The sequence below is a fragment of the Qipengyuania pacifica genome (genome assembly GCF_019857205.1).
Lineage (GTDB): Bacteria > Pseudomonadota > Alphaproteobacteria > Sphingomonadales > Sphingomonadaceae > Qipengyuania > Qipengyuania pacifica.
In genome coordinates this window covers 53,883-75,724 of record NZ_JAHWXO010000003.1, presented here as the reverse complement: position 1 = coordinate 75,724, position 21,842 = coordinate 53,883, and the positions used below count along the sequence as shown (strand labels likewise).

Genomic DNA, 21,842 nt, shown 5'->3' with positions numbered 1-21,842 from the left:
TCGCTCTTGCTTAGGCAAGTCAGGCAGCGATCGTCGCTACATGCTCGGCAGAGGTAAACGATTTATCCGGGCAGGTTGGCTCTTCTCCGGCGCCCGTTTCAACGGCAATCTTGCGAAGCTGATCGTGGACCCTAGCGGCTTCGCCGCGAGCTTCGATTAGCCCGCCGACAATCTTTTGAAGGCGAAGCAATGCGCGCTGGCTTTCCAGTTCAGGAGCGCCGGGCACATCGCGGCCGGCCATCGCCGCACTATGAAGGAGAGCAGTTGTTTTCGCCAACGCATCGGCGATGGCGACTTCGGATTCGCCCAGTTCGCGAGCAATACGGGCAGTAGCAGTAGTAAGATCAAGCGACATTGATTTCTCCTCAGGCGTTTCAGCCGAGGAGAGGTTGCAACCTAGACCATGGTGCCCAGCGCGTTTGCGAAGGCCATCGACAGCACGGCGACCATCATGATTGCCACCGCACCGACGAGTATCAGCAGCAATTTGCCACCGATTCCAAGATCCGAAGGTTTGATCCCCGGCTGCAGCCCCTGAGGCATCCGGTCCCAAGCCGCTCTTCCATCGAATGTGAGCGAATCTTCGAACGTGTAGGATTGCCCGGGTGGCTGCGGGATCGTTGGTGCAGCATTGGGTGGAAAATTGGTTAGTATGGCCGGATCGTCTATGATTTGATCATACTGTTCTGCCCATGCCCGATAATGGCGTAGCACTTCGACGCGGGGCATGTGGCCAAGTTTTGCTCGCACCGCATCGATGCGCTTGTCGATCGTGACTGGCGCAAGGCCCAGTTCTTTTGCAATTTCCTTGGACGTCAGGTGCTGGCAAGCCAGCCGCAAGACCTCGTCCTGCTTATCGGTTAAACGGCCGAACACGGTATGGATGTCGTACTGATCCATAGCTGATCTGTACGCCATCAAAGTGGCAGGGGCAATTCCAACCGCCTTCCCGGGGTCGGCTGCATCCAACTGCGGGCTTCCGGATCGGTACGCTGCTTCGACTTGCGACCGGTGCGACTTACCGCGTGTGTCCGCGATCGCGATCCAGGAGTAACTGGAACAGGATGGCGCGAACCTCACCGTCGATCTCGCCGTTGATCTTCTCCGGACGCCAGCGGCGCTGGAACGCCTCGACCGCTTTGCGACCGTCGGTAATGTCGTAACCGAAACGTTCGAGCGCGAGGTAGAAGGCGGCATCGTTGTCGAACGGATCGCCGCGTTCGAGCTTTTCCGGGCGCGGCAGGCACAGGCCGTATTCGGCCAGCCGGTCCCAGGGGAAAAGCTCACCCGGATCAATCTTGCGCGCAGGTGCCACATCCGAATGTCCGACGACATTTGCGCGCGGGATGTCATATTCCTTCACGATGCGCGCAACCAGGGGCACGAGCGCTTCGAACTGCGCATCGTTGAATTCGCGATAGCCATATCTGTGGCCGGGATGGTCGAGCTCGATACCGATGCTGGCCGAATTCACATCCTTGTGTCCGCGCCAGTAGGATACGCCTGCATGCCAGGCGCGTTTTTCCTCGGGTACCAGCCGTACGACCTCACCCTGTTCGCCGATCAGATAATGCGCCGAAACCTTGGCTTCCGGATCGCACAACCGTTCGATTGCGAACCCTTTGTCCTCCATTTCGGTGTAATGGATGACCAGCATGGAAATCGGCGAGCTGCGTTCGTCATGGTTCGGCGAAAGGACCTCCCGGTCGACGAGTTCGTCCTTGCTGGCTGGCAGCCCGTCGCCGACCTTGCCGAAATCGGAGTTCAACCGATCATTCCTTCACCCTGCGGCAGAACCGCGCCAAGCACCAATGCGTCGGCGCCTTTATGATACTGCAAACCGCCGCCGTTTTCCGACGCCAGAAGATGTATCATATGCGCTGCCGCCGTGCGGCTGGTCAGATCCGACCGGTCGAGCGAACCGTCCAGCGCCTTGCCGATCGTCTCGTCGAAGGCGATCTTGGGACCCGCGGCACGAACCACGATTTCGCACGCGCCATCGCGCACTTCCGCACCGATATCGAGCGTCCCTCCACGCACCAGCGCATCGATGGCCAGTTGCGCAAAATTCAGCAGCACCTTGACCGCCGGCTTAGCGAGGGTCCGTTCGGCGAGCGCCCAGTTGATCGACACGCTGGGTTTGTCGGCAACCAGTGCTTCGATCAGCGTCTTCGGTTCGGTGATTTCCACCTGCTCGCCGAAGCCGCCCGCTGCGCCGAAAGCGAGGCGAAAGAACTTCAGCTTGTTCGTGCTGATGAGCGCACTTTGTTCGAGCAACTCCATCACATTGGCACGCATTTCGGGATCGGTTTCCATGGCCAACAGCTCGAGCCCGTTTGACAGGGCCCCTACTGGGCTGAGCATGTCGTGGCACAGGCGCGAACAAAGCATCGCGGCAAGATCGATCGATTGGCGGTCGTCCATTTGGGTCCCGGATAGTGAAGATTGGTTTTGTGTCTTAGCGAGGGGCGACCTCATAGGGAAGCGCTTCGAACCCTGCATCCCCCGAACGCCAGAAGCTGATTCGCTCCGCCGCGATTATCGCCCAGACCGACCCATCCGGTGCTGCAATGGCGCGATCGGTCGCAGATGGCTCGGCCAGACCATTGGGGTGCGAATGGTAATAGCCCAAAACCTGCAGATCGCCATCGCGCGCGGCACGGTGCGCATCGATCAGCGCCTGCGGATCGATCTCGAAATGCTGTCGCGGATCCGGGTGGACGTTCGCCGCAGCCTTGGCCTGCATTATCACTTCGCCATGTCCCAGGAGTATGCCGCAACATTCCAGCGGATGGGCGCGCCTCGCTTCGGATAACAGGCGCTCGATTACATTGCTTGAGACTTCGGTTGCCATCGCGCATGGCTCTAGCATGCCCGATGGTGAAATCATCACTGGAACAGTCGCGATCGCCGGGCGCCTAGATAAGGCGTTGGCAGGTGCAGCAGATCTATCGCGGGAGCGGGTAAAGGGTTTGATTGCCGCCGGGGCCGTCCAGATCGACGGTACGACCGCACGAAACGGTTCGGCAAAGGTGAAGGAAGGGGCCGCTTATTCCATCAGCCTTCCCCCTCCCGAGATGCTGGCAGCCGAACCGCAAGACATTCCGCTGAATGTCGTCTTCGAAGATCAGCACCTCATCGTCATAAACAAGCCTGCGGGGATGGTAGTCCATCCTGCGGCGGGCAATCGGGACGGTACGCTGGTCAACGCCCTGCTGTTTCACTGCAAAGGGCAATTGTCCGGCATCAATGGCGTGGCGCGCCCCGGGATCGTTCACCGGATCGACAAGGATACGTCCGGCCTCCTCGTCGTCGCCAAGTCGGACGCAGCCCACGAAGGATTGGCGAAGCAGTTTGCCGACCATTCGATCATCCGTCGCTACCTCGCCGTATGCGCCGGACATCCCATCCCGGCGTCCGGCACGATTACGGGCCGCATCGGCCGGTCCGATCGCGATCGCAAGAAAATGGCGGTGCTTCCCGACGATGCGACGCGCGGCAAGCATGCCGTCACGCATTACGAGGTTCGCCAACGCCTGAACCACGCCTCGCTCATCGAATGCCGCCTGGAAACCGGGCGCACGCACCAGGTGCGCGTTCACTGCGCGTCAATCGGTCATGCGCTATTGGGAGACCCTGTCTACGGACGCACTCCGAAGGGCCTCCGGACCCTTCTCGAGGACCTCGGTTTTCGGCGTCAGGCACTGCATGCGGCACGGTTGGGATTCAGACATCCTATCAGCGCTGAAACCTTGGATTTCTGCGCCGAACTGCCCTCCGATATGCGGGAACTGATCGACGAAACCGCACGTTGAAATCGATGAAACGCGTGTGCATTTTCGCCGGCGTCAGCTATACGTAACCGACGTGGCCCGAGAGTCGGATGCCCAGCAGGGGTCCGCCATGTGTGGTCGACGCTAGAAAGGTCAGGGTACAAGTGAGCAATACCAAAACTTTGAGCGTTCCAGCGCTCGGCGGGGAGCAAAGCCTCAACCGCTATCTTTCCGAAATAAAGAAGTTTCCCGTACTGACGCAAGAGCAGGAATATATGCTCGCCAAGCGCTACGAGGAACATGACGATACCGAAGCTGCCGCGCAGCTTGTGACGTCGCACCTGCGGCTCGTGGCCAAGATTGCCATGGGCTACCGCGGTTACGGCCTGCCGGTGTCTGACCTTATCTCCGAAGGCAATGTCGGTCTCATGCAGGGCGTGAAGAAGTTCGAAGCCGACCGCGGCTTCCGCCTCGCGACCTATGCCATGTGGTGGATCAAGGCGAGCATCCAGGAATATATCCTTCGCTCGTGGAGCCTCGTGAAAATGGGTACCACTGCGGCACAGAAGAAGCTGTTCTTCAATCTGCGCCGGATGAAGAAAAACCTCGATGCCTACGAGGATACCGACCTTCATCCTGACGATGTGACGAAGATCGCCACCGATCTCGGCGTGCCCGAGCAGGAAGTGATCAACATGAACCGCCGCATGATCATGGGCGGCGACGGTTCGCTGAACACTCCGATGCGCAATGGCGAAGAAGGCTCCGGCGAATGGCAGGACTGGCTTAGCGATGACGGTCCGTTGCAGGACGAACTGGTCGCCGATGCGCAGGAATCGGAAGTGCGTCACGATATGCTGGTCGAGGCGATGGATAGCCTCAATGACCGTGAAAAGCATATTCTGACCGAACGCCGCCTGACGGAAAATCCGCAGACCCTGGAAGAACTTTCGCAGGTCTACGATGTCAGCCGCGAACGCATCCGCCAGATCGAAGTGCGCGCATTCGAAAAGCTGCAAAAGGCGATGAAAACCATCGCCGGGGAAAAGCTGCTGCCAAGCGTCGCCTGAGCCTAAGCTCTGAACGAAGAAAAGGGGCGCATCCTTAACTGGATGCGCCCCTTCTTCATTGCGGCAGCTTCGATCAGAACTTGCTGGTCATTTCCAGCGCCTTGTCGAAACGCCCTTCAGCCTCGGCGTTACGTAGGAAGAGGACATTCTGGGTCAGCACCTCCTGAGGCGTTTCTTCTGCGGTGAAACCGAGCATCGTCTCTTCGGTGAACTCGTCGAGCGGCATATAGCCTTCACGCGTGGACTGGCCGGGCGTCAGTTCGGTCTGAACCGCAGGCGGCGCAAGCTCGATTACCTCGACCTTACCCTCAAGCTTGGCGCGCAGCGACACCGTATAGCTGTGCATGGCGGCCTTTGTTGCCGAATATGTCGCCGTGCGCGGCATCGGCACGAAGGCAAGTCCCGAAGTCACATTGATGATCGCCGCGTTCTTCTGTGCCTTCAGATGCTCGATAAGCCCGTCGATCAGCCGGATGGGTCCCAGCAGATTTGTGGCTATCGTTGCCTCCGCGTCACCTAGCTCACGCTCCTCGGTAATATCCTCGAAGCGCATGATCCCGGCGTTGTTCACCAACACATTGATCGCCGGATGTACTTCAACAACTTTCTTGGCGAAGCGAGCAAGATCCTTGGCATCACCGACATCGACGATCATCGTGTGGATATTGTCATGTCCCGCAGCAGTTTCATCCAGCGAGGCCTGTGTCCGCCCTGCTACGATGACTGTATTGCCAAGGTCATGCCATTTATGCGCCAGTTCGCGCCCGATGCCGCTTCCACCACCGGTGATGAGGATCGTGTTTCCGCTCGTTTGCATGTCGTGTCTCCTTCTGGCTGGACATGCAATCCAGTTAGTGGCTTGCTTTCATTTCGGAAGAAGGCACTTTTTCGTGCGGTACTTACCCTAAGGTTAGAAATGGCGAATCCTGCAGTCACCAGTTATGCGGACGACGAAAAAATCGACCAATTGGTCAACCAAACCATCGCGCGGGTGGCGGACAAGTGGACGTTCCTCCTGATCGAAGCACTCGAAGACCGCGCCCCGAAACGGTTCAGTCAGCTCTCCCGCGACGTGCCTGGGATCAGCCAGAAGATGCTGACCCAGACCCTTCGCCGTATGGAGCGTGAAGGTCTGGTGCTGAGAACTGTCTTCCCGGAAGTCCCGCCACGCGTCGAATATGCCTTGTCCGACCTCGGCTTCGAGTTGGGCGAGGCATTTTGCGGCGTATGGCATTGGGCAGAAGCGAATATCGACAAGATCGAAGAAGCGCGAGCGAGTTATGATGCCCGACGCTGACCCACCGATTGCGAACGGCTCCTTCCATCCGTAGAGGCGTCCGTCATGCAACGATTGATCATGTTTTTGCTGAAGGCAGTAGTGGGCTTTATCGGCCTTAGTCTCGCACTCGTGGTGCTGTTCAAGTTCGTGCCGGTTCCGGTGACGGCGACCATGGTGATGGATGCCAATGGAATCACCAAGGACTGGACTTCGCTTTCGAACATCGATCGCAGCATGGTTCGTGCAGTTATTGCCGCGGAGGATGGAAAATTCTGCACACACGATGGCTTCGACCGGGAAGCCATCGAGAAGGCGATCGAAAGCAACGCCCGCGGCGGACGTATTCGTGGTGGTTCGACCATAAGCCAGCAGACCGCCAAGAACGTTTTTCTGTGGCAAGGCGGCGGTTACGTCCGGAAAGGCTTTGAAGCCTGGTTCACTTTCCTGATCGAAAAGATCTGGGGCAAGCGGCGGATCATGGAAGTCTACCTCAATGTCGCCGAAACGGGCATTGGCACGTATGGCGTGGAAGCCGGAGTGCAGCGCTATTTCGGCACGTCGGCGGCATCCCTCAGCCCGATCGAAGCCGCGCGCATGGCGGCGGCTCTTCCTTTACCCAAAGAAAGATCAGTCAAGAATCCTCGCGGGTGGCTGGCCCGGCACGGCAATACGATCGCGGCGCGTATCGGCGCCGTCCGTCGCGATGGGCTAGATAGCTGTATCTGACCCGCAGCGCCTGGCGCTACATATCCTGCAACGAGGCGCCGACCACTGACGATCCGGCAGGTGAACGATGCACGCTATGATATTGCATATCCCGCTGTTTTTCATCGTTTTTCTTGTGTTTTGGCAGATCTGTACGGTACTCTGCTTCGCATAGGGACCTGACTCAGGGCAACGAGCGAAGACATGAGCATAAGTCACAAGCACAGTCATGATGGCGGTCATGGGCACAGCCATGCTCCAGCCGATTTCGGCAATGCGTTTCTGATCGGCATCTTGCTCAATACCGGGTTCGTGGTTGTCGAGGCGGTCTATGGCTGGATGTCCGGATCGATGGCGCTGATCGCGGATGCAGGCCACAATCTTTCCGATATCCTTGCTCTGCTTTTGGCCTGGGGGGCGAGCGTTGCTGCCAAGCGCCCGGCATCGGTACGCTTCACCTATGGCTTTAAGAGCTCAACGATTCTTGCAGCCCTGCTCAATGCCGGCCTCCTGTTGATAGCCATCGGCGCGATCCTGTTCGAAACGCTTAATCGTATGGCCGAGCCCCCCGCGGTGCAGGGCGAAACGATGGCCATCGTCGCAGGGATCGGCATCGTCATTAACGCGGGGACCGCCGCGCTGTTCATGCGGGGGCAGCACGATATCAACATCCGTGGCGCTTTCCTGCACATGGCTGCAGACGCGCTTGTCAGTGCCGGAGTGGTTATTGCCGGATTGGCAATCATGTGGACTGGGGAAAGCTGGATCGACCCGGCTGTCAGCTTCGCCATCGTTTTGGTCATCGCTTGGGGGACGTGGGGCCTTTTGAAAGACAGCGTGGCAATGAGCATGCTCGCGGTGCCCAAGGGGATTTCTGAAAGCGGCGTTCGCGAATATCTCGAAAGCCTGTCCGGCGTCGAAGCGGTCCACGACCTTCACATCTGGCCGATGAGCACCACCGAAACGGCGCTTACTGCGCACCTGATAATCCCCACCGGTCATCCCGGCGACCAGTTCCTGCGCGATGTCGCTCACGATCTTGAACACCATCATCGCATCGGTCACACGACACTGCAGATAGAACTCACCTTTTCGGCATGCGCTGCAGGCTGCTGATCGCGGAACGAAAAAGCCCGCCGGTGACGGCGGGCTTGATCTCTTAATCCGTTACCGAAGAAACTCGCGCATCAGGCAGCTTCTTCCTTGTCCTCGGCCTTCTTCCCGCCGTGGACCTGGATGGGTTCTTTCTTACCTTCGACCACATCCTTGTCGATCACGATTTCCGTCACCCCGTCCATGTCGGGCAGGTCGAACATCGTGTCGAGCAGGATCGCTTCGACGATCGAACGCAGACCACGTGCACCGGTCTTGCGCTTGATCGCGCGCTCGGCAATCGCCCGCAGCGCTTCGTCGGTGAAGGTCAGCTCAACGTCTTCGAGCTCGAACAGCTTATGGTACTGTTTGGCGATCGCGTTCTTCGGTTCCTGCAGGATTGTCACGAGTGCATCGACATCGAGATCGTGCAACGTGGCTATGACCGGCAATCGGCCAACGAATTCCGGAATGAGGCCGAATTTCAGAAGATCTTCCGGTTCGCTCTTTTCCAGCAGTTCGCCAACGCGGCGCTTGTCCGGATCGGCGACATGCGCGCCAAAGCCGATGGAGCGCTTTTGCAAACGATCGGCAATGATCTTGTCGAGGCCGGCAAAGGCGCCGCCGCAGATAAACAGGATATTGGTCGTATCGACCTGGAGGAATTCCTGTTGCGGATGCTTGCGGCCGCCCTGGGGCGGGACGCTGGCAGTGGTGCCTTCCATGAGCTTGAGGAGAGCCTGTTGCACACCTTCGCCGCTCACATCGCGCGTGATCGACGGGTTTTCCGCCTTGCGCGTGATCTTGTCGATCTCGTCGATGTAGACGATGCCGTGCTGCGCCTTCTCGACATTGTAGTCGGAAGCCTGAAGCAGCTTGAGAATGATGTTCTCAACGTCCTCGCCCACATAACCGGCTTCGGTCAGCGTGGTCGCATCGGCCATGGTGAAAGGAACATCGAAGGTGCGGGCGAGCGTCTGAGCCAGCAGCGTCTTGCCCGAGCCGGTGGGCCCGACAAGCAGGATGTTCGACTTGGCGAGTTCGACATCGCCGGCCTTCGCCCCGTGCTTGAGCCGTTTGTAGTGGTTGTGAACCGCAACGGAAAGAACGCGCTTGGCACGCTCCTGGCCGATGACATAATCCGCAAGAGTGGCGCAAATCTCGGCCGGCGTCGGGACGTCGCCTTCCTTCTTGCCGGTCAGACCCGCCTTAGTTTCTTCCCGAATGATGTCATTGCACAGCTCGACACATTCGTCGCAGATGAACACGGTGGGGCCCGCGATGAGCTTCCTCACCTCGTGCTGCGACTTGCCACAGAAACTGCAATATAGGGTCGATTTGCTGTCGGTTCCGCTCAACTTGGTCATATCCTAAACGTCTTCCCCGCGCGCCCCTTGGGAGAATTCCGACTCTAGGGGACACGTGGTTTGGGTCAATATCCTAGGTAGCGAGCTGCCCTTGCCATAAGCTGAAGCGGCAAGGTTGCTCAAATCCTACGACATTCTTGCAACAGTCCCGCGCAGGAACACTTTCCGGCGCGGGCAGCTGCCGTTCTACTTACTCTGGCGCACCACCGCTGCCTTCGGCCTCACTGCCATCGGCTTCGGGACGCGTCTCGAAAACCTTGTCGACGATACCGAATTTCATCGCTTCGTCCGCTTCAAGGAATGTGTCGCGGTCCATCGCCTTCTCGATCTCATCGAGGCTCTGACCGGTATATTTCACATACAGATCGTTCATCCGCTTCTTGATCCGCAGGATTTCACGCGCCTGGATTTCGATGTCGCTGGCCATGCCGCGCGCACCGCCGGATGGTTGGTGAACCATGATGCGAGCGTTGGGCAGAGCAATACGCATTCCGGGCTCGCCCGCTGCGAGCAGGAAGGAACCCATGCTTGCAGCCTGGCCCATGCAGACGGTCGAAACGCGCGGCTTGATGTACTGCATCGTATCGTGGATCGCCATACCGGCTGTCACCACGCCACCGGGCGAATTGATGTACATACTGATCGGCTTGCTGGGATTTTCGCTTTCCAGAAACAGCAGCTGCGCAGTGATAAGCGAAGCCATGCCATCTTCCACCTGACCGGTGACGAACACAATGCGTTCACGCAGCAAGCGGCTGAAGATGTCGAAGCTACGCTCACCGCGGCTGGTCTGTTCTACGACCACCGGCACGAGCGCGCCGGTTATGGGATCGGTGGTGAACTGGCCCTGGGCACCAAAGCGGGTCTCTGGCGCATCGCTGCCGAACAGGTCGATCATGAAAAGTCCTCTCGTCGGATCGGTTGGCCGCCTATGTCGCCATGGAACGAGCGATGTTCAAGAGGCATCGCTCGGTAATGCGGGGGATACTTTCGGCAACAGTCGTTCGTCCGGTCGGGTTGTCGATGAAATTCGTTGATCGGCAGTTAAACGACGTCTGTCGAACCGGCGTAGGCCGTTTCGCCTACAGATGTAAACGCAAAGTCCAACTTTAGAGGGATTGGACAATCTTCATGCGTTTGCACGGACTGCTGCTTACTACTGCCACCATCGTCATCGCCGGCAGCATCGCATCGCCCGCCCTCGCCCAGGATGCGGCTACGGCAGAGGATGCGACGCCTGTCGCGAACGCTCCTGGCGGCTCCGCGCGGACCTTCGATCCTGCATATTTCGCACAGTTCGCCCCGCGCAATGCCCTGGACATGGTTACGCGTATTCCGGGCTTCATAATATCGGGCGGCAATGATCAGGGCCAGCGAGGTCTCGGCCAGGCAACGCAGAACGTCGTTGTGAACGGCGAGCGCCTCTCCAGCAAATCTGACAGCGTAGCGGACCAGCTTCGTCGCATCCCGGCAAGCGACGTCGTGCGTATCGAGCTGGTCGACGGCAACACGCTCGATATTCCCGGGTTGACCGGGGTGGTCGCCAATGTCGTTTACGAAAGCGATGCCGCTTCCGGCCAGTTCCGCTGGACGACCGGCTTCAGGCCTCACAACACGGCAGCTGAACTCTTCGGCGGCGAAATCTCGGTCACCGGGAAGACCGGCAAGCTGAATTACACCGTCGCGCTGTCCAATCCCAACAATCGCTTCGGAGCCGACGGCCCCATAACGATCACCGATGGCGCTGGAGAACTGATCGAAACGCAATATTCGGTCTTCTCCGGCAAATCGGACGAACCCAAGCTCGCTACCACCCTCGCCTATGATTTCGGCGGCGTACAGGCCAACCTCAACCTGAATTATGCAGAAGATTTCTATTATCGCAGGGAGCCGGAAATCGGCATTCCCGTCGTTGGTCCTATCCGCACACGCCAGGTGCGCACCCATGAAGACGGCCCGCAATACGAAATTGGGGGCGATATTGAGTTTCCGCTTGGCCCCGGAACGCTGAAGCTGATCGGCCTGGAAAATTACGAACGGGACAATTTCACCCAGACGCTGATCGATCGCTTCGACGACGGCAGCGCCGCCACCGGAGTTCGTTTTGACCAAACCAACGGCTACGGCGAACGCATCGGGAGAGCGGAGTATAGCTGGAAACTGTGGCAGGCCGACTGGCAATTGTCCGGGGAAGCTGCGTTCAACCGGCTGGATCGCAGTTCGGCCCTGTTCGATCTTGCACCCGACGGGGAATTTGTCTCGCTGCCTTTTCCGGGAGGAACGGGCGGGGTGCGCGAAGATCGCTATGAAACGAGTCTGAGCTTTTCGCGTGCCGTATCGCCCACCTTATCGGTCCAGGCCATCGGGACGATGGAATTTTCGAAGATCGAGCAAACCGGTGCGATGCCCAATTCGCGAAGCTTCAAGCGCCCCAAGGGATCGTTGGCGGCGACGTGGAAACCCACGAGCGACTTCGATGTCTCGCTGACTGTGGCCCGGCGCGTCAGCCAGTTGTCGTTCGGCGATTTTCTCGCCAGCGTCTCGCTCAACAACGATAACGAAAATGGCGGCAACAATGAACTGGTGCCCTATCAGAGCTGGAACGTCGAGCTGGAAGCGAACAAGACGTTCGGGCCCTGGGGGTCGCTGAAGCTGGAAGCCAGACAGGCATGGTTCGAGGATTTCATCGATTTCTTCCCGCTACCTGACGGCGGAGAAGCCCGCGGAAATATCGGCGATGCACGGCGCCTTCATCTGGAAGCCAACGCCACATTGAAAATGGACCCGATTGGATGGAAGGGCGCACGTTTCGACATCGTCGCGGTCAAGCGTTACATGTATGTCGATGATCCCTTCACCGGTATCACGCGCGGCTTTTCCTACGATCAGGAGGGCGCCCTGCAAATCGACTTTCGCCACGATATTCCCTCGACCGATTGGGCCTGGGGCGCAACCGTGGAGCATTTCGACAATGCGCCCTACGCCCGGCGCTACGAGGAGGGGCGTGAATGGGAAGGACCGTTCTTCGATGCCTTCTTCATCGAACACAAGGATATCTTCGGTCTCACTGTCAGGGCACAGGCCGTCAACACATTGCTGGGCGCACGTAATTACTTTCGAAGAACGGTATACGACGGTCCGCGCCCGGATGGCGAGGTGTCGTTCCACGAGTTTGCGGACCGCCGCATCGGACCGATCTTTCGCCTGACGATCAGCGGAGATTTCTGAACGGGGACTTGTAATGCGGCCTGAAGCTGGCACGCTGCGTCGATGAACAAGCCCAGCCTCGCCTTCGCGGCCATCGCCTTGGGGGCAACCCCCGCAACGACGCTTTCGGCACAGGAAGCGCAGAACGACGCGCGCACCTATCTCGACCGGATAGCCGCGATCGACGATGCAGGGCCCGAACTGAATGCAGTCATTGCGGTCAATCGCAATGCGCCGGACGAAGCGAGAGTGGCGGAAGCGGCCGGACTGCCACTGGCGGGCCGGACCGTCCTGGTGAAGGACAATATCGAAACCCGCGAATTGCCTACCACGGCAGGTAGCCTCGCACTGGCCGGCAATAACACCGGGAGGGACGCTCCGCTGATCGCCAATCTTCGCGCGGCAGGCGGCGTGGTGCTGGGTAAGGCCAACCTTTCCGAATGGGCCAATATCCGCTCGAACAATTCGACCAGCGGGTGGAGCGCGGTCGGCGGGTTGACCCGCAATCCGCACGCCACCGACCGCAATAGCTGTGGGTCATCCGCCGGCAGTGGTGCAGCTGTCGCAGCGCACCTCGCCTGGGCGGCCATCGGCACCGAAACCGACGGATCGATCACGTGTCCCGCCAGCATCAATGGTGTCGTCGGGTTCAAGCCCACGGTCGGCTTGATAAGCCGAACGCATGTCGTCCCGATCAGCCATTCGCAGGATACCGCGGGCCCCATGGCGCGAAGCGTGGCCGATGCGGCCTTGTTGCTCAACGCGATAGCCGGCAGCGATCCTGCCGATCCCGCCACGGCCGACGCCGATGCTCATATCACGGATTTCACTACGGGCTTGGCGGATGCATCTCTTGAGGGCGTACGTATAGGCGTGCTCGTCAACCAGGTTGGCGATCGCGAAGATGTGCGCGCGATTTTCGAGACCGCGCTTGACGATCTGCGCCGTGCAGGAGCCGATTTGGTCGAAATCGCATTCGAGCCGAACGACGAGATGGGTCGCGACGAGTTCGCTACGCTGCTTTACGAATTGCGCACCGACATGAATGCCTATCTCGCCACACTTCCGGGAAAGGATATGCCGCGCAGCCTGGCTGATCTTATCGCCTTCAACAAAGCGAACGCGGCTGAAGAAATGCGCTGGTTCGACCAGGGCCTGTTTGAAATGGCAGTCGAGCGTACCGACGAGCAGGCTTACCGCGCAGCGCGCGACAACGCGCTGCATCTCGCCGCAGATCGCGGCATCGATCGCCTGCTAGAAGAAAACCAGGTCGCTCTATTGGTGGTCCCTACCCGTGGGCCGGCATGGACAAGCGACCTTGTGAACGGCGATAACTTCGACGGCAGCATTGGCGCGGGCTCGCTCGCTGCCATCGCTGGTTACCCTCACCTGACCGTGCCAATGGGCTCGGTGGAGCGCCTGCCTGTGGGGATAAGCTTTATGGGACCGAAATGGTCGGACCACCTAGTGCTGAAAGCAGGGGCAGCATACGAAAGCGCTCGTACTGCGACGATCCCAGAGCCGTCGCTCCAACCATGGTCACCTGGCGACTGATGCGTCTGCCGAAATCGAAAAAGGGGCGGCGAACCTGAGTTCGCCGCCCCTTTTCGCTACTCGTCCAGCGAGCGTTACTTTTTCGGTGCGGCTTTCTTGGCCGGAGCCTTCTTGGCGGCGGGCTTTTTAGCGGCCGGCTTGTCGTCGGCCTTCTCCGCAGCAGGCTTCTTCGCAGCCGTCTTTTTGGCGGGAGCCTTTTTCGCAGCCGGCTTTTCGTCAATGTCCTTATCGTCGGTCTTCTTCGCCGGAGCTTTCTTGGCAGCAGGCTTTTTCTTGGCCGCGGCCTTCTTCTTCGGCTTCTCCTCGGTCGTCTCTTCCGCCTCGATTGCAGCTTCGAGTTCCTCGCGCGTTACTTCGCGGTCGGTAATTTCGGCCTTGTCGAAGAGGAAATCGACAACCTTGTCTTCGTACAGCGGTGCGCGCAGCTGGGCAGCGGCCATCGGTTCCTGCTGCACGTACTGAATGAACCGCTCACGGTCTTCGGCGCGATATTGCTGTGCAGCCTGCTGGATGAGCATGTTCATCTCATTGGCATTCACTTCGACACCGTTCTTCTGTCCGATTTCCGACAGCAGCAGTCCAAGGCGAACGCGACGTTCGGCGATCTTGCGATAATCGTCCTTTTCGTCTTCCATTTCCTTGAGCATGGTTTCGGCATCGTCCGAACGCGCTGCTTCCTGCTGGAGCTGGGCCCAGATCTGTTCGAATTCGGCATCGACCATACCCTGCGGCACTGCGAAATCGTGTCCGGCGGCGAGCGTGTCGAGAAGCTGACGCTTCATCTGCGTACGGGTAAGGCCCGACGTTTCCTGTTCAAGCTGTCCGCGCAGGAGTTCCTTCAGCTTGTCGAGGCCTTCGAGGCCGAGGTTCTTCGCGAACTCGTCGTCGATCTTGGTGTCGGTCGGGACCTTGACCTGCTGAACAGTGACGTCGAACTCCGCTTCCTTCCCCTTGAGGTTTTCAGCGGGATAATCTTCGGGGAATGTGACGGTGATCGTCTTCTTGTCGCCCGTCTTCACGCCGGTAAGCTGTTCTTCGAACCCTGGGATGAACTGGCCCGAACCGATCGTAAGCGGAGTGTTTTCCGCTTTGCCGCCCTCGAATTCGGTTCCATCGACCCGGCCCACGAAATCGATGATCAGCTGATCACCATCGGCAGCCTTCTTGGTCTTGGCGGCATCCTTGTAGCTCTTGTTGTTCGACGCAATGCGCTCAACAGCTTCGTCGACCTGCTCGTCGGTCACAGGAACGGTCAGCCGTTCAAGTGCCAGACCGTCTACTTCCGGTGCATCGATTTCCGGCAGGATTTCGAGTTCGACGGACAGTGCTGCGTCCTTGCCTTCCTCATATCCCTCATCGAGCTCGACGCTGGGCTGCATTGCAGGGCGCAGCTTGTTGTCGGCCATCACCTTGTCGACCGATTCGCGGATCATGTCGTTCAGGGTCTGCGCATGCAGCTGTTCGCCATGCATCTTGCGGACGAGGTTGGCAGGAACCTTGCCAGGGCGGAAGCCCGGCATCTTCACCTGCGGTGCGATCTTCTTGACTTCGCTGTTGACGCGCTCGTCAATTTCCTTGGCCGGAATGGTGACGGTGTAGGCGCGCTTGAGGCCCTCGTTGGTGGTCTCTTTGATCTGCATGGATGAACTCGTGACTTTCCAAAAGCGATATATGCGATTGGGCCTTACGCCGGGCGAAACTGGTGCGGGCGAAGGGACTCGAACCCCCACATCTTGCGATACTGGTACCTAAAACCAGCGCGTCTACCAGTTCCGCCACGCCCGCAAACCCGAACGAAGCTGCGCGAAAGGCGCTAGTCCTCCGCGTGTAGGCGCGTGCCTCTAGTAGGATGCGATCAAATGCGCAAGCGCGGCGACAGGTGAAGGAACAGCTTCGCGGTGCGAACCGTTCTTTTGCCATGCGTGATTATGATGAACCAGCCACTCCGGCCGACACCCCGCCCGTCATCGATCCGAAGGCGACGGCAAAGGGCGTTAAGAAAGGCCAGAACCGTCCTTCGGATGAGGACGACGAGAAGGTCGAACAATCATTGAGCGCCGCTCAGGACGGCGGCGAACAAGGTGCCGGCGAAGCAGCGCTGGATAAATCCTGATCGAACCAAGAGGAATTCACAACATGGCCACTCAACCAGATATCAATCCCGACACCATCAATCCCGGGTCACCCGATGAAATGCCGCCCGACAGCCTGCCGGACGAAGCGCCGATGCAGGAGCCGCCAGGGTTCGAACCGCCCCAGCCGGATTATGACGAGCCCGATCGCGGGCCCATGGAAACTCCCCCACCGCCCGATTGAACTTGCCCGCGCCCATCCACCGCATTATCGGCGCGCGGCATGAGCGAAGAAACAAAAAGTCAGACGCCGCCCGATCACCTCTCGGTCAACCCGAAGAGCGAGCATTTCCAGATGGAGGTGCTTCAGCGCGGGGTCGGCATCCGTTTCAAGGGGAAGCAGCGTACAGACATCGAAGAGTATTCGATTTCGGAAGGCTGGGTGCGTGTGCAGGCAGGCAAAACCGTGGATCGCCGCGGCAACCCGCTAACGCTCAAGCTTAACGGGCCAGTCGAAGCCTGGTTTGAGGACCTTGGCGACAATCCGCCCATTGCCAAAGCTGACTGAGCTATTCCGCAAGATCCGCAAATGCACGTGCGAAGCGCTTCGATGCCTTTGCGCGCTGCGGAGCAACGGCTGTTTGCGCCGCTATCTGAGGTGATCCGTCCGCGTAAATGAAACCGTCGATGGGCCAGCGGGTGGTGCCCACCTTGCCCAAGGGGGCATACCAGACCTGCACTTCGCTCCAATCGTTCGACGGCGATGCATCGATAGCAAGCACGTGTCGCTCGACCTGTCCGCGGCGTCCATCAACCGGCGACCAATTGGCATGGTCTAACAACACTCGCCGCGAATCGAGCACTCGACTGACAGTGGCTACGTGACCGGATTGCATTCCCCTATGTGGGTGAAAGGCCATGACCGCGCCCGGTTTGGGCCGCGAACCGGTCGCATAGCGGCCCTGGGCCTGCTCCCACCATGTGCGCGCTTCCCCGAATAACTGAATACCGGAAACCTGCCGCGCATAAGGCGCACACTGAATATATGGTGCGAGTTCTTCGTTTCCGGGACGATCAAGGGCTTGGCCACTATCGGCTGCCGCCGGAACGGACGCTGCAAGTATCAGCATGGCGAGTGCTGTCTTCATACGTTCCACGCTAAAAAGAGAGGGTTAATTTTTTACAAACGCGCATGCCTGCTTACGCGGCAAACCGCATCCGCTTGCAATGCGACGCGCAAAGCGCCACTTGCCGAGCCATCATGCACCCCTCATCTTCCAAACCGACAGTGATCATCATTGGCCGGCCCAATGTCGGTAAGTCGACGCTGTTCAACCGCCTTGTAGGTAAGCGGCTGGCGCTGGTCGACGATCAACCCGGCGTTACGCGCGATCGCCGGTTCGGCGATGCGACGATTGCGGGACTGGATTTCCAGATCGTCGATACAGCCGGGTGGGAAGATGATGATCCCGACACCTTGCCCGGTCGCATGCGCAAGCAAACCGAAGTGAGCCTGGAAGGTGCGGATGCAGCGCTTTTCGTATTCGATTCGCGTGTCGGGCTGACGCCGCTGGACGAAGAAATCGCGCGCTGGTTGCGCGGACAGAGAGTGCCTGTTGTGTTGGTCGCCAACAAGGCTGAAGGCAGCCAAGGCGATGCCGGGATCTATGAAAGCTTCTCCCTCGGTTTTGGTGAACCGGCCGGAATCAGCGCCGAACACGGCGAGGGCATTGCGGACCTATTTGATCGGCTGTGGCCAATCATAGGAGCAAAGTCCGAAGCGAACGAGATTGAGGCCGAGATCAATGAAAAAGACGAAGAGGCTCTGCTCGCCGGTCCGCTGAAGTTGGCAATCGTCGGGCGCCCAAACGCCGGCAAATCGACGCTGATAAATCGCCTGCTTGGCGAGGACCGCCTGCTTACCGGTCCCGAAGCGGGCATTACTCGCGATTCCATTGCGATCGACTGGGACTGGACCGATCCCCGGGACGGTGAGAGCCGCGAGATACGGCTGATCGATACCGCCGGCATGCGCAAGAAGGCGCAAGTCGTCGACAAGCTCGAACGGCTGTCGGTGGCAGATGCCCGTCGCGCCGTGGATTTTGCGGAAGTCGTCGTGCTGCTGTTGGACGCGACGCGCGGGCTTGAGGCACAGGATCTCAAGATTGCCAGTATGGTGCTCGAGGAAGGGCGTGCGCTGATGATCGCCATCAACAAATGGGATGTTGCGGAAGATGCCAGCGCGCTTTTCAACGGCATTCGGGCTGCGTTGAACGAAGGTCTTGCACAGGTCCGCGGGGTGCCGCTGATCGCAGTGAGCGCCAAGACCGGCAAGGGCCTTGACCAGATGATCGGCGCGGCATTCGAGTTGCGGGAGATATGGAGCCGCCGGGTTCCAACAGCAGCGCTCAACCGTTGGTTCGACGACGCGCTTGAAGCCAATCCGCCTCCAGCCCCCAAGGGCAAGCGCATCAAACTGCGCTACATTACTCAGGCAAGCATCCGCCCTCCGCGTTTCGTCGTGTTCGGCACGCGGCTCGACATGCTTCCCAAAAGTTATGAGCGGTATCTGGTGAACGGAATTCGTGACAAGCTCGGTTTCGATGCCGTGCCTGTGCGTGTGGTGCTGAAAAGTCCCAAGAATCCGTATCAAAAGGACTGAATGCAGTGCTGCTGGACGTCTTGATTACTCTTCCTGGTAGCGAACTGCTCGAACGGACCAGTTCGAGCCTGCGCGTCCAGCAGGTCGTCCAGCTCAGCTTGGCACCGGCCTTCCTGCTTGCAGGCATCGGCGCCGTCATGAATGTCATGACCAATCGACTGATCTGGGTCGCGAACAAGATTGAACGCATCCTCGATGCAGGCGAGGATGGAGATGTCACCGCAATGCGCAGGGAACTGCCCGCACTGGAAAAACGGCGTGTATTCGCCCAGCGCGCCGTGATGTTCAGCACGGCATCGGCGCTGGCAATCAGCGTCGTCATCGTCTTGCTGTTCATCAGTGCCTTCGTTTATGCGCCGCTCGGTACACTCGTTGCGATGACCTGGATTATTTCAATGGGGTTGCTGGTCGCCGGCCTTGGATCTTTTCTGATGGAGACGCGCACGGCCGCCCGTCGCAACCTGGAGCGCATGCGGGAACGGCGCGATTCCGTAGCGTCCTGACGCTTTTTTCTTGAGGTTGCGACCAACCGAAGCCGATTCTGCGACAATCGGTAGAAAACCGTCTGCCAGTGTTCATATGCGTATGGCATAGCTGCCCTTGGTGGGCAGGAGACAAGATATGACCAAGCTCCGTGTAGCTATCCATGCGAAGACTGATTTCCGTAACGAGGACTTTGCCCTCGAAGCTCCTGATATCGCGACCGCTCTCACGATCGCCGATATCAATGTCGGAAATGGGGACGCCGAAATCTGGGATGGAGAGCAGCGTCTTGCGAAGCTGTCCAAACATGGCGGCGTCTACGCAACCTTCTGGCGCGTGAACTAACCCACCGGGGCTTCCACTCAGCCTTCTTCGCCTTCCCCTGCCGGCTTGCTGTTGAGCTGGACGTAGTTTTCGAGGCCCATCCGCGCAATCATGTCGAACTGGGTTTCCAGGAAGTCGACGTGCTCTTCTTCGCTTTCGAGGATGCGTTCGAAAATTTCGCGCGTCGTAAAATCGCGAACTTCCTCGCAGTGCGCGATGGCGTCCTTGAGAAGCGGGATGGCTTCCATTTCGACCGCCAGATCGGCCTTGAGGATTTCCTCGACCGTTTCGCCGACCTTCAGCTTGTGGATCGCCTGAAAGTTGGGAAGGCCGTTAAGAAACAGGATCCGTTCCGCCAGCACATCCGCGTGCTTCATCTCGTCGATTGATTCGTGCCGCTCATACTCGGCAAGTTTGCTCACGCCCCAATCTGCCAGGACGCGATAATGGAGCCAATACTGATTGATCGCGGTCAATTCGTTAGTGAGTGCCTTGTTCAGGAACTCGATGACCTTTTCATCGCCCTTCATCGCGGTGGCTCCATTGCATTAACGTGTTGCGGGCCTATGCCCACGCCAACAGCCGATTAGCAAGTGAAAAGCCAAAAAAATGGCAGAATTCTGCCACTTGCGAGCGATTTGCGTTAGCGGAGATTCAGGCTGCTGCCGGCACGTAGCCGAGTTCGCGCTCATCTTCGAGAATGCAGTCCGCCTCATCGAGGCAGCAGCCGCAGCATGGTGACTTTCCCATGGCAGCATAACAGGCTTCGGCGTCGCCAGACACATGACGAGCGGCGCGTCTTAGTTCGCTTTCCCGGATGGCATTGCAGATGCAAATGTACACTAGAAGGCTCCTGCGACTGACTCGCAAACTCATCTCTAGTGAGAGTCGTTCGCATTAGCAAGGGCATTCATCGTCTCATCGGAAAAAGCCGCCGATAGGTTAAGCATCGCCATAACCACTCGAGCGGGCCGAACCGATAGCGATCGAGCCACGGCTTCGACCACAAGAGCATCAGCACCCAGCCTGCAAACATGACCAGATAAAGTTCGCTGCGGCCCAGTCTTCCGAACAAACCGCCGGCCCACCCGTGAAACACAAACAGCATCACGATCGAAGTGCCGAGATAATTGCTAAAAGCGGCGCGCCCGGCAGCCGAAACACGTGCTGCCAGCCAGCCTCCGGCGCTCCGGCCCCAGAGTGCGAGCAAGGCGACCAGGCCCAGTACGCACAGCAGGCGCGGGCCCATGGACCAGCCAACCATAGCCGCCAACGTCCCGTAATACGTCAGTCCGGCGCTTTTCGCCCACAACGCTACTGGAAAGGTGAATACAGCGCCGGTCAACAGCAGCCCCCATCCCCATCTGCGCTGCTGTCGACTTGCAATCCGACCATCGAAAAGTCCGTAGCGGTACGCCGCCATACCGATCAGCATCAGCGGCAACGTTTCAAACCAGAACAGAAAGAGGGAAGAAGGTAGCCCGTCGGCGTGGGCAGTCAGATTATGATGCACCCATTCTGCGTAACGGCCACCTGAGATGAGGTCTGTCTCAAGTCGGCCATCGGCAAGCTCGTCCTGCTTGGATTGTTCGAGTTCATTCGCCAATTGGGCGTACCCTGCTTGAGCGCCCATGTCCGTGTCGGCGACAAGCGGCAGAAACCCCACCGAAGCTGTATACAGTAGCGCGCCGCCGAGATAACCGAGCAGACCGAAGACCAATTGCTTGCGGCGCGAAAGGCCGACAAACAGCAACGCAGCCAGCCCCGCACAGGCGTAGAGGAACAGGATGTCCCCGCGCCATATGAAGAAGAAATGGATCAGCCCGAAAAGGCCGAGCCAGAAAAGCCTTTGTATCTGCAGCCAGATGCCCGCCCCGCGCGCCCAGGCCTTTTCCAGGAACAGATATATTCCCGCCCCGAATAGCAGGGAAAACAGGCCGCGCATCTTCCCGTCGATCAGAACGAACTGCGCCACCCACATCCAGTTTTCCGCCTCGCTATGCGGAACGGTGAACGCGCCGGGGAACATGTAGGCAGTCATCGGCTGGCCGAAAGCCACGATATTCGCTGCGAGAATTCCCATGACCGCGATGCCGCGAATGAAATCCAGACTGGCGATCCTGCCCGATCCGCCATCTGCCGCCGGCGCCGCGCGCGCATCTCCGCCCATATCCGGCGCCAATTCCTGATTATCCTGCATCACGGCTCCCTGTTCAGGACCGCATTAACAGTGCCAGTTTCGTTGCCAAGCTGC

General features: G+C 58.9%; 25 protein-coding genes and 1 tRNA gene. 13 read left to right on the top strand and 13 right to left on the bottom strand.

Going from position 1 to position 21,842, the window contains the following annotated elements; all coding sequences use genetic code 11:
- Positions 1–19: 19 nt before the first annotated feature.
- The 5 genes from KYK83_RS05705 to KYK83_RS05685 form a co-directional block, all read right to left on the bottom strand.
- Positions 20–355, bottom strand: a complete 336-nt coding sequence (locus KYK83_RS05705; RefSeq protein ID WP_196846756.1) for a hypothetical protein — start codon at positions 353–355, stop codon at positions 20–22.
- A 41-nt stretch (positions 356–396) separates the two neighbouring features.
- The gene (locus KYK83_RS05700; RefSeq protein ID WP_196846757.1) at positions 397–900 is read right to left on the bottom strand and encodes a helix-turn-helix domain-containing protein; all 504 of its coding nucleotides are present in this window, start codon (positions 898–900) and stop codon (positions 397–399) included.
- A 118-nt stretch (positions 901–1,018) separates the two neighbouring features.
- Positions 1,019–1,657 carry an N-acetylmuramoyl-L-alanine amidase gene (locus tag KYK83_RS05695; protein WP_103022718.1) on the bottom strand — a complete coding sequence of 213 codons (639 nt, stop codon included), beginning with the start codon at positions 1,655–1,657 and terminating at the stop codon, positions 1,019–1,021.
- A 107-nt stretch (positions 1,658–1,764) separates the two neighbouring features.
- Positions 1,765–2,424 (bottom strand): histidine phosphotransferase family protein, encoded by a 660-nt coding sequence (locus tag KYK83_RS05690; protein ID WP_103022507.1) that lies wholly within the window; start codon positions 2,422–2,424, stop codon positions 1,765–1,767.
- A gap of 34 nt (positions 2,425–2,458) precedes the next feature.
- Complete coding sequence (locus KYK83_RS05685; RefSeq protein ID WP_222827536.1) at positions 2,459–2,854, bottom strand: M67 family metallopeptidase; 396 nt, start codon at positions 2,852–2,854, stop codon at positions 2,459–2,461.
- A 16-nt stretch (positions 2,855–2,870) separates the two neighbouring features.
- Between KYK83_RS05685 and KYK83_RS05680 the strand changes: the two genes are divergently transcribed.
- Together KYK83_RS05680 and rpoH are read left to right on the top strand one after the other, a co-directional pair.
- The gene (locus KYK83_RS05680; protein WP_222827535.1) at positions 2,871–3,815 is read left to right on the top strand and encodes an RluA family pseudouridine synthase; all 945 of its coding nucleotides are present in this window, start codon (positions 2,871–2,873) and stop codon (positions 3,813–3,815) included.
- A gap of 122 nt (positions 3,816–3,937) precedes the next feature.
- Positions 3,938–4,843, top strand: a complete 906-nt coding sequence (gene rpoH / locus KYK83_RS05675) for an RNA polymerase sigma factor RpoH (RefSeq protein WP_222827534.1) — start codon at positions 3,938–3,940, stop codon at positions 4,841–4,843.
- Between the two features lie 73 nt (positions 4,844–4,916).
- Here the strand turns inward: rpoH and KYK83_RS05670 are convergent, their stop codons facing one another.
- On the bottom strand, positions 4,917–5,660 hold the full coding sequence (locus tag KYK83_RS05670; protein ID WP_222827533.1) for an SDR family oxidoreductase: 744 nt from the start codon (positions 5,658–5,660) through the stop codon (positions 4,917–4,919).
- Between the two features lie 99 nt (positions 5,661–5,759).
- Here KYK83_RS05670 and KYK83_RS05665 point away from each other — a divergent pair, with 99 nt between their 5' ends.
- From KYK83_RS05665 to KYK83_RS05655, 3 genes are all read left to right on the top strand, one after another.
- Positions 5,760–6,140 (top strand): winged helix-turn-helix transcriptional regulator, encoded by a 381-nt coding sequence (locus KYK83_RS05665; RefSeq protein WP_222827532.1) that lies wholly within the window; start codon positions 5,760–5,762, stop codon positions 6,138–6,140.
- Positions 6,141–6,185: 45 nt separating this feature from the next.
- Positions 6,186–6,848 (top strand): monofunctional biosynthetic peptidoglycan transglycosylase, encoded by a 663-nt coding sequence (gene mtgA / locus KYK83_RS05660; protein ID WP_222827531.1) that lies wholly within the window; start codon positions 6,186–6,188, stop codon positions 6,846–6,848.
- 183 nt (positions 6,849–7,031) lie between these two features.
- Positions 7,032–7,943: a cation diffusion facilitator family transporter gene (locus tag KYK83_RS05655; RefSeq protein ID WP_222827530.1), complete on the top strand. Its 912-nt coding sequence runs from the start codon at positions 7,032–7,034 to the stop codon at positions 7,941–7,943.
- A gap of 71 nt (positions 7,944–8,014) precedes the next feature.
- Here KYK83_RS05655 and clpX read toward each other — a convergent pair whose 3' ends face one another.
- Positions 8,015–9,286, bottom strand: a complete 1,272-nt coding sequence (gene clpX, locus KYK83_RS05650) for an ATP-dependent Clp protease ATP-binding subunit ClpX (protein ID WP_103022500.1) — start codon at positions 9,284–9,286, stop codon at positions 8,015–8,017.
- A 190-nt stretch (positions 9,287–9,476) separates the two neighbouring features.
- Complete coding sequence (locus tag KYK83_RS05645) at positions 9,477–10,184, bottom strand: ATP-dependent Clp protease proteolytic subunit (RefSeq protein ID WP_222827529.1); 708 nt, start codon at positions 10,182–10,184, stop codon at positions 9,477–9,479.
- Positions 10,185–10,417: 233 nt separating this feature from the next.
- On the opposite strand from KYK83_RS05645, the gene KYK83_RS05640 reads away from it, so the two are divergent.
- Both KYK83_RS05640 and KYK83_RS05635 read left to right on the top strand, forming a co-directional pair.
- Positions 10,418–12,514 carry a TonB-dependent receptor plug domain-containing protein gene (locus KYK83_RS05640; RefSeq protein ID WP_248284286.1) on the top strand — a complete coding sequence of 699 codons (2,097 nt, stop codon included), beginning with the start codon at positions 10,418–10,420 and terminating at the stop codon, positions 12,512–12,514.
- A gap of 42 nt (positions 12,515–12,556) precedes the next feature.
- A complete protein-coding gene (locus KYK83_RS05635) occupies positions 12,557–14,047 on the top strand; it encodes an amidase (RefSeq protein ID WP_222827528.1) in 1,491 nt (496 codons plus the stop codon).
- A gap of 74 nt (positions 14,048–14,121) precedes the next feature.
- Here KYK83_RS05635 and tig read toward each other — a convergent pair whose 3' ends face one another.
- Positions 14,122–15,687 (bottom strand): trigger factor, encoded by a 1,566-nt coding sequence (tig, locus tag KYK83_RS05630; protein ID WP_222827527.1) that lies wholly within the window; start codon positions 15,685–15,687, stop codon positions 14,122–14,124.
- 60 nt (positions 15,688–15,747) lie between these two features.
- Positions 15,748–15,832, bottom strand: a tRNA-Leu gene (locus KYK83_RS05625).
- Positions 15,833–15,926: 94 nt separating this feature from the next.
- On the opposite strand from KYK83_RS05625, the gene KYK83_RS05620 reads away from it, so the two are divergent.
- From KYK83_RS05620 to KYK83_RS05610, 3 genes are read left to right on the top strand one after another with little or no spacing between them, the layout of a single operon-like run.
- A complete protein-coding gene (locus KYK83_RS05620; RefSeq protein ID WP_222827526.1) occupies positions 15,927–16,160 on the top strand; it encodes a hypothetical protein in 234 nt (77 codons plus the stop codon).
- Between the two features lie 23 nt (positions 16,161–16,183).
- The gene (locus KYK83_RS05615; RefSeq protein ID WP_222827525.1) at positions 16,184–16,363 is read left to right on the top strand and encodes a hypothetical protein; all 180 of its coding nucleotides are present in this window, start codon (positions 16,184–16,186) and stop codon (positions 16,361–16,363) included.
- Between the two features lie 39 nt (positions 16,364–16,402).
- Entirely contained in the window at positions 16,403–16,687 is a 285-nt protein-coding gene (locus tag KYK83_RS05610; protein ID WP_103022494.1) for a DUF3297 family protein, read from the top strand.
- A 1-nt stretch (position 16,688) separates the two neighbouring features.
- On the opposite strand, the gene KYK83_RS05605 is transcribed toward KYK83_RS05610, so the two are convergent.
- The gene (locus tag KYK83_RS05605) at positions 16,689–17,267 is read right to left on the bottom strand and encodes a CHAP domain-containing protein (protein WP_222827524.1); all 579 of its coding nucleotides are present in this window, start codon (positions 17,265–17,267) and stop codon (positions 16,689–16,691) included.
- Positions 17,268–17,380: 113 nt separating this feature from the next.
- On the opposite strand from KYK83_RS05605, the gene der reads away from it, so the two are divergent.
- The 3 genes from der to KYK83_RS05590 all read left to right on the top strand — a co-directional run bounded on the left by der (position 17,381) and on the right by KYK83_RS05590 (position 19,609).
- Positions 17,381–18,781 carry a ribosome biogenesis GTPase Der gene (gene der, locus KYK83_RS05600; protein WP_222827523.1) on the top strand — a complete coding sequence of 467 codons (1,401 nt, stop codon included), beginning with the start codon at positions 17,381–17,383 and terminating at the stop codon, positions 18,779–18,781.
- Positions 18,782–18,786: 5 nt separating this feature from the next.
- A complete protein-coding gene (locus KYK83_RS05595; RefSeq protein WP_234003040.1) occupies positions 18,787–19,284 on the top strand; it encodes a DUF2721 domain-containing protein in 498 nt (165 codons plus the stop codon).
- A gap of 118 nt (positions 19,285–19,402) precedes the next feature.
- The gene (locus tag KYK83_RS05590) at positions 19,403–19,609 is read left to right on the top strand and encodes a hypothetical protein (RefSeq protein ID WP_196846772.1); all 207 of its coding nucleotides are present in this window, start codon (positions 19,403–19,405) and stop codon (positions 19,607–19,609) included.
- A 17-nt stretch (positions 19,610–19,626) separates the two neighbouring features.
- Here the strand turns inward: KYK83_RS05590 and bfr are convergent, their stop codons facing one another.
- Together bfr and KYK83_RS05580 are read right to left on the bottom strand one after the other, a co-directional pair.
- The gene (gene bfr, locus KYK83_RS05585) at positions 19,627–20,118 is read right to left on the bottom strand and encodes a bacterioferritin (RefSeq protein WP_103022490.1); all 492 of its coding nucleotides are present in this window, start codon (positions 20,116–20,118) and stop codon (positions 19,627–19,629) included.
- A 380-nt stretch (positions 20,119–20,498) separates the two neighbouring features.
- On the bottom strand, positions 20,499–21,788 hold the full coding sequence (locus KYK83_RS05580; RefSeq protein WP_248284285.1) for a DUF418 domain-containing protein: 1,290 nt from the start codon (positions 21,786–21,788) through the stop codon (positions 20,499–20,501).
- Positions 21,789–21,842 lie beyond the last annotated feature (54 nt).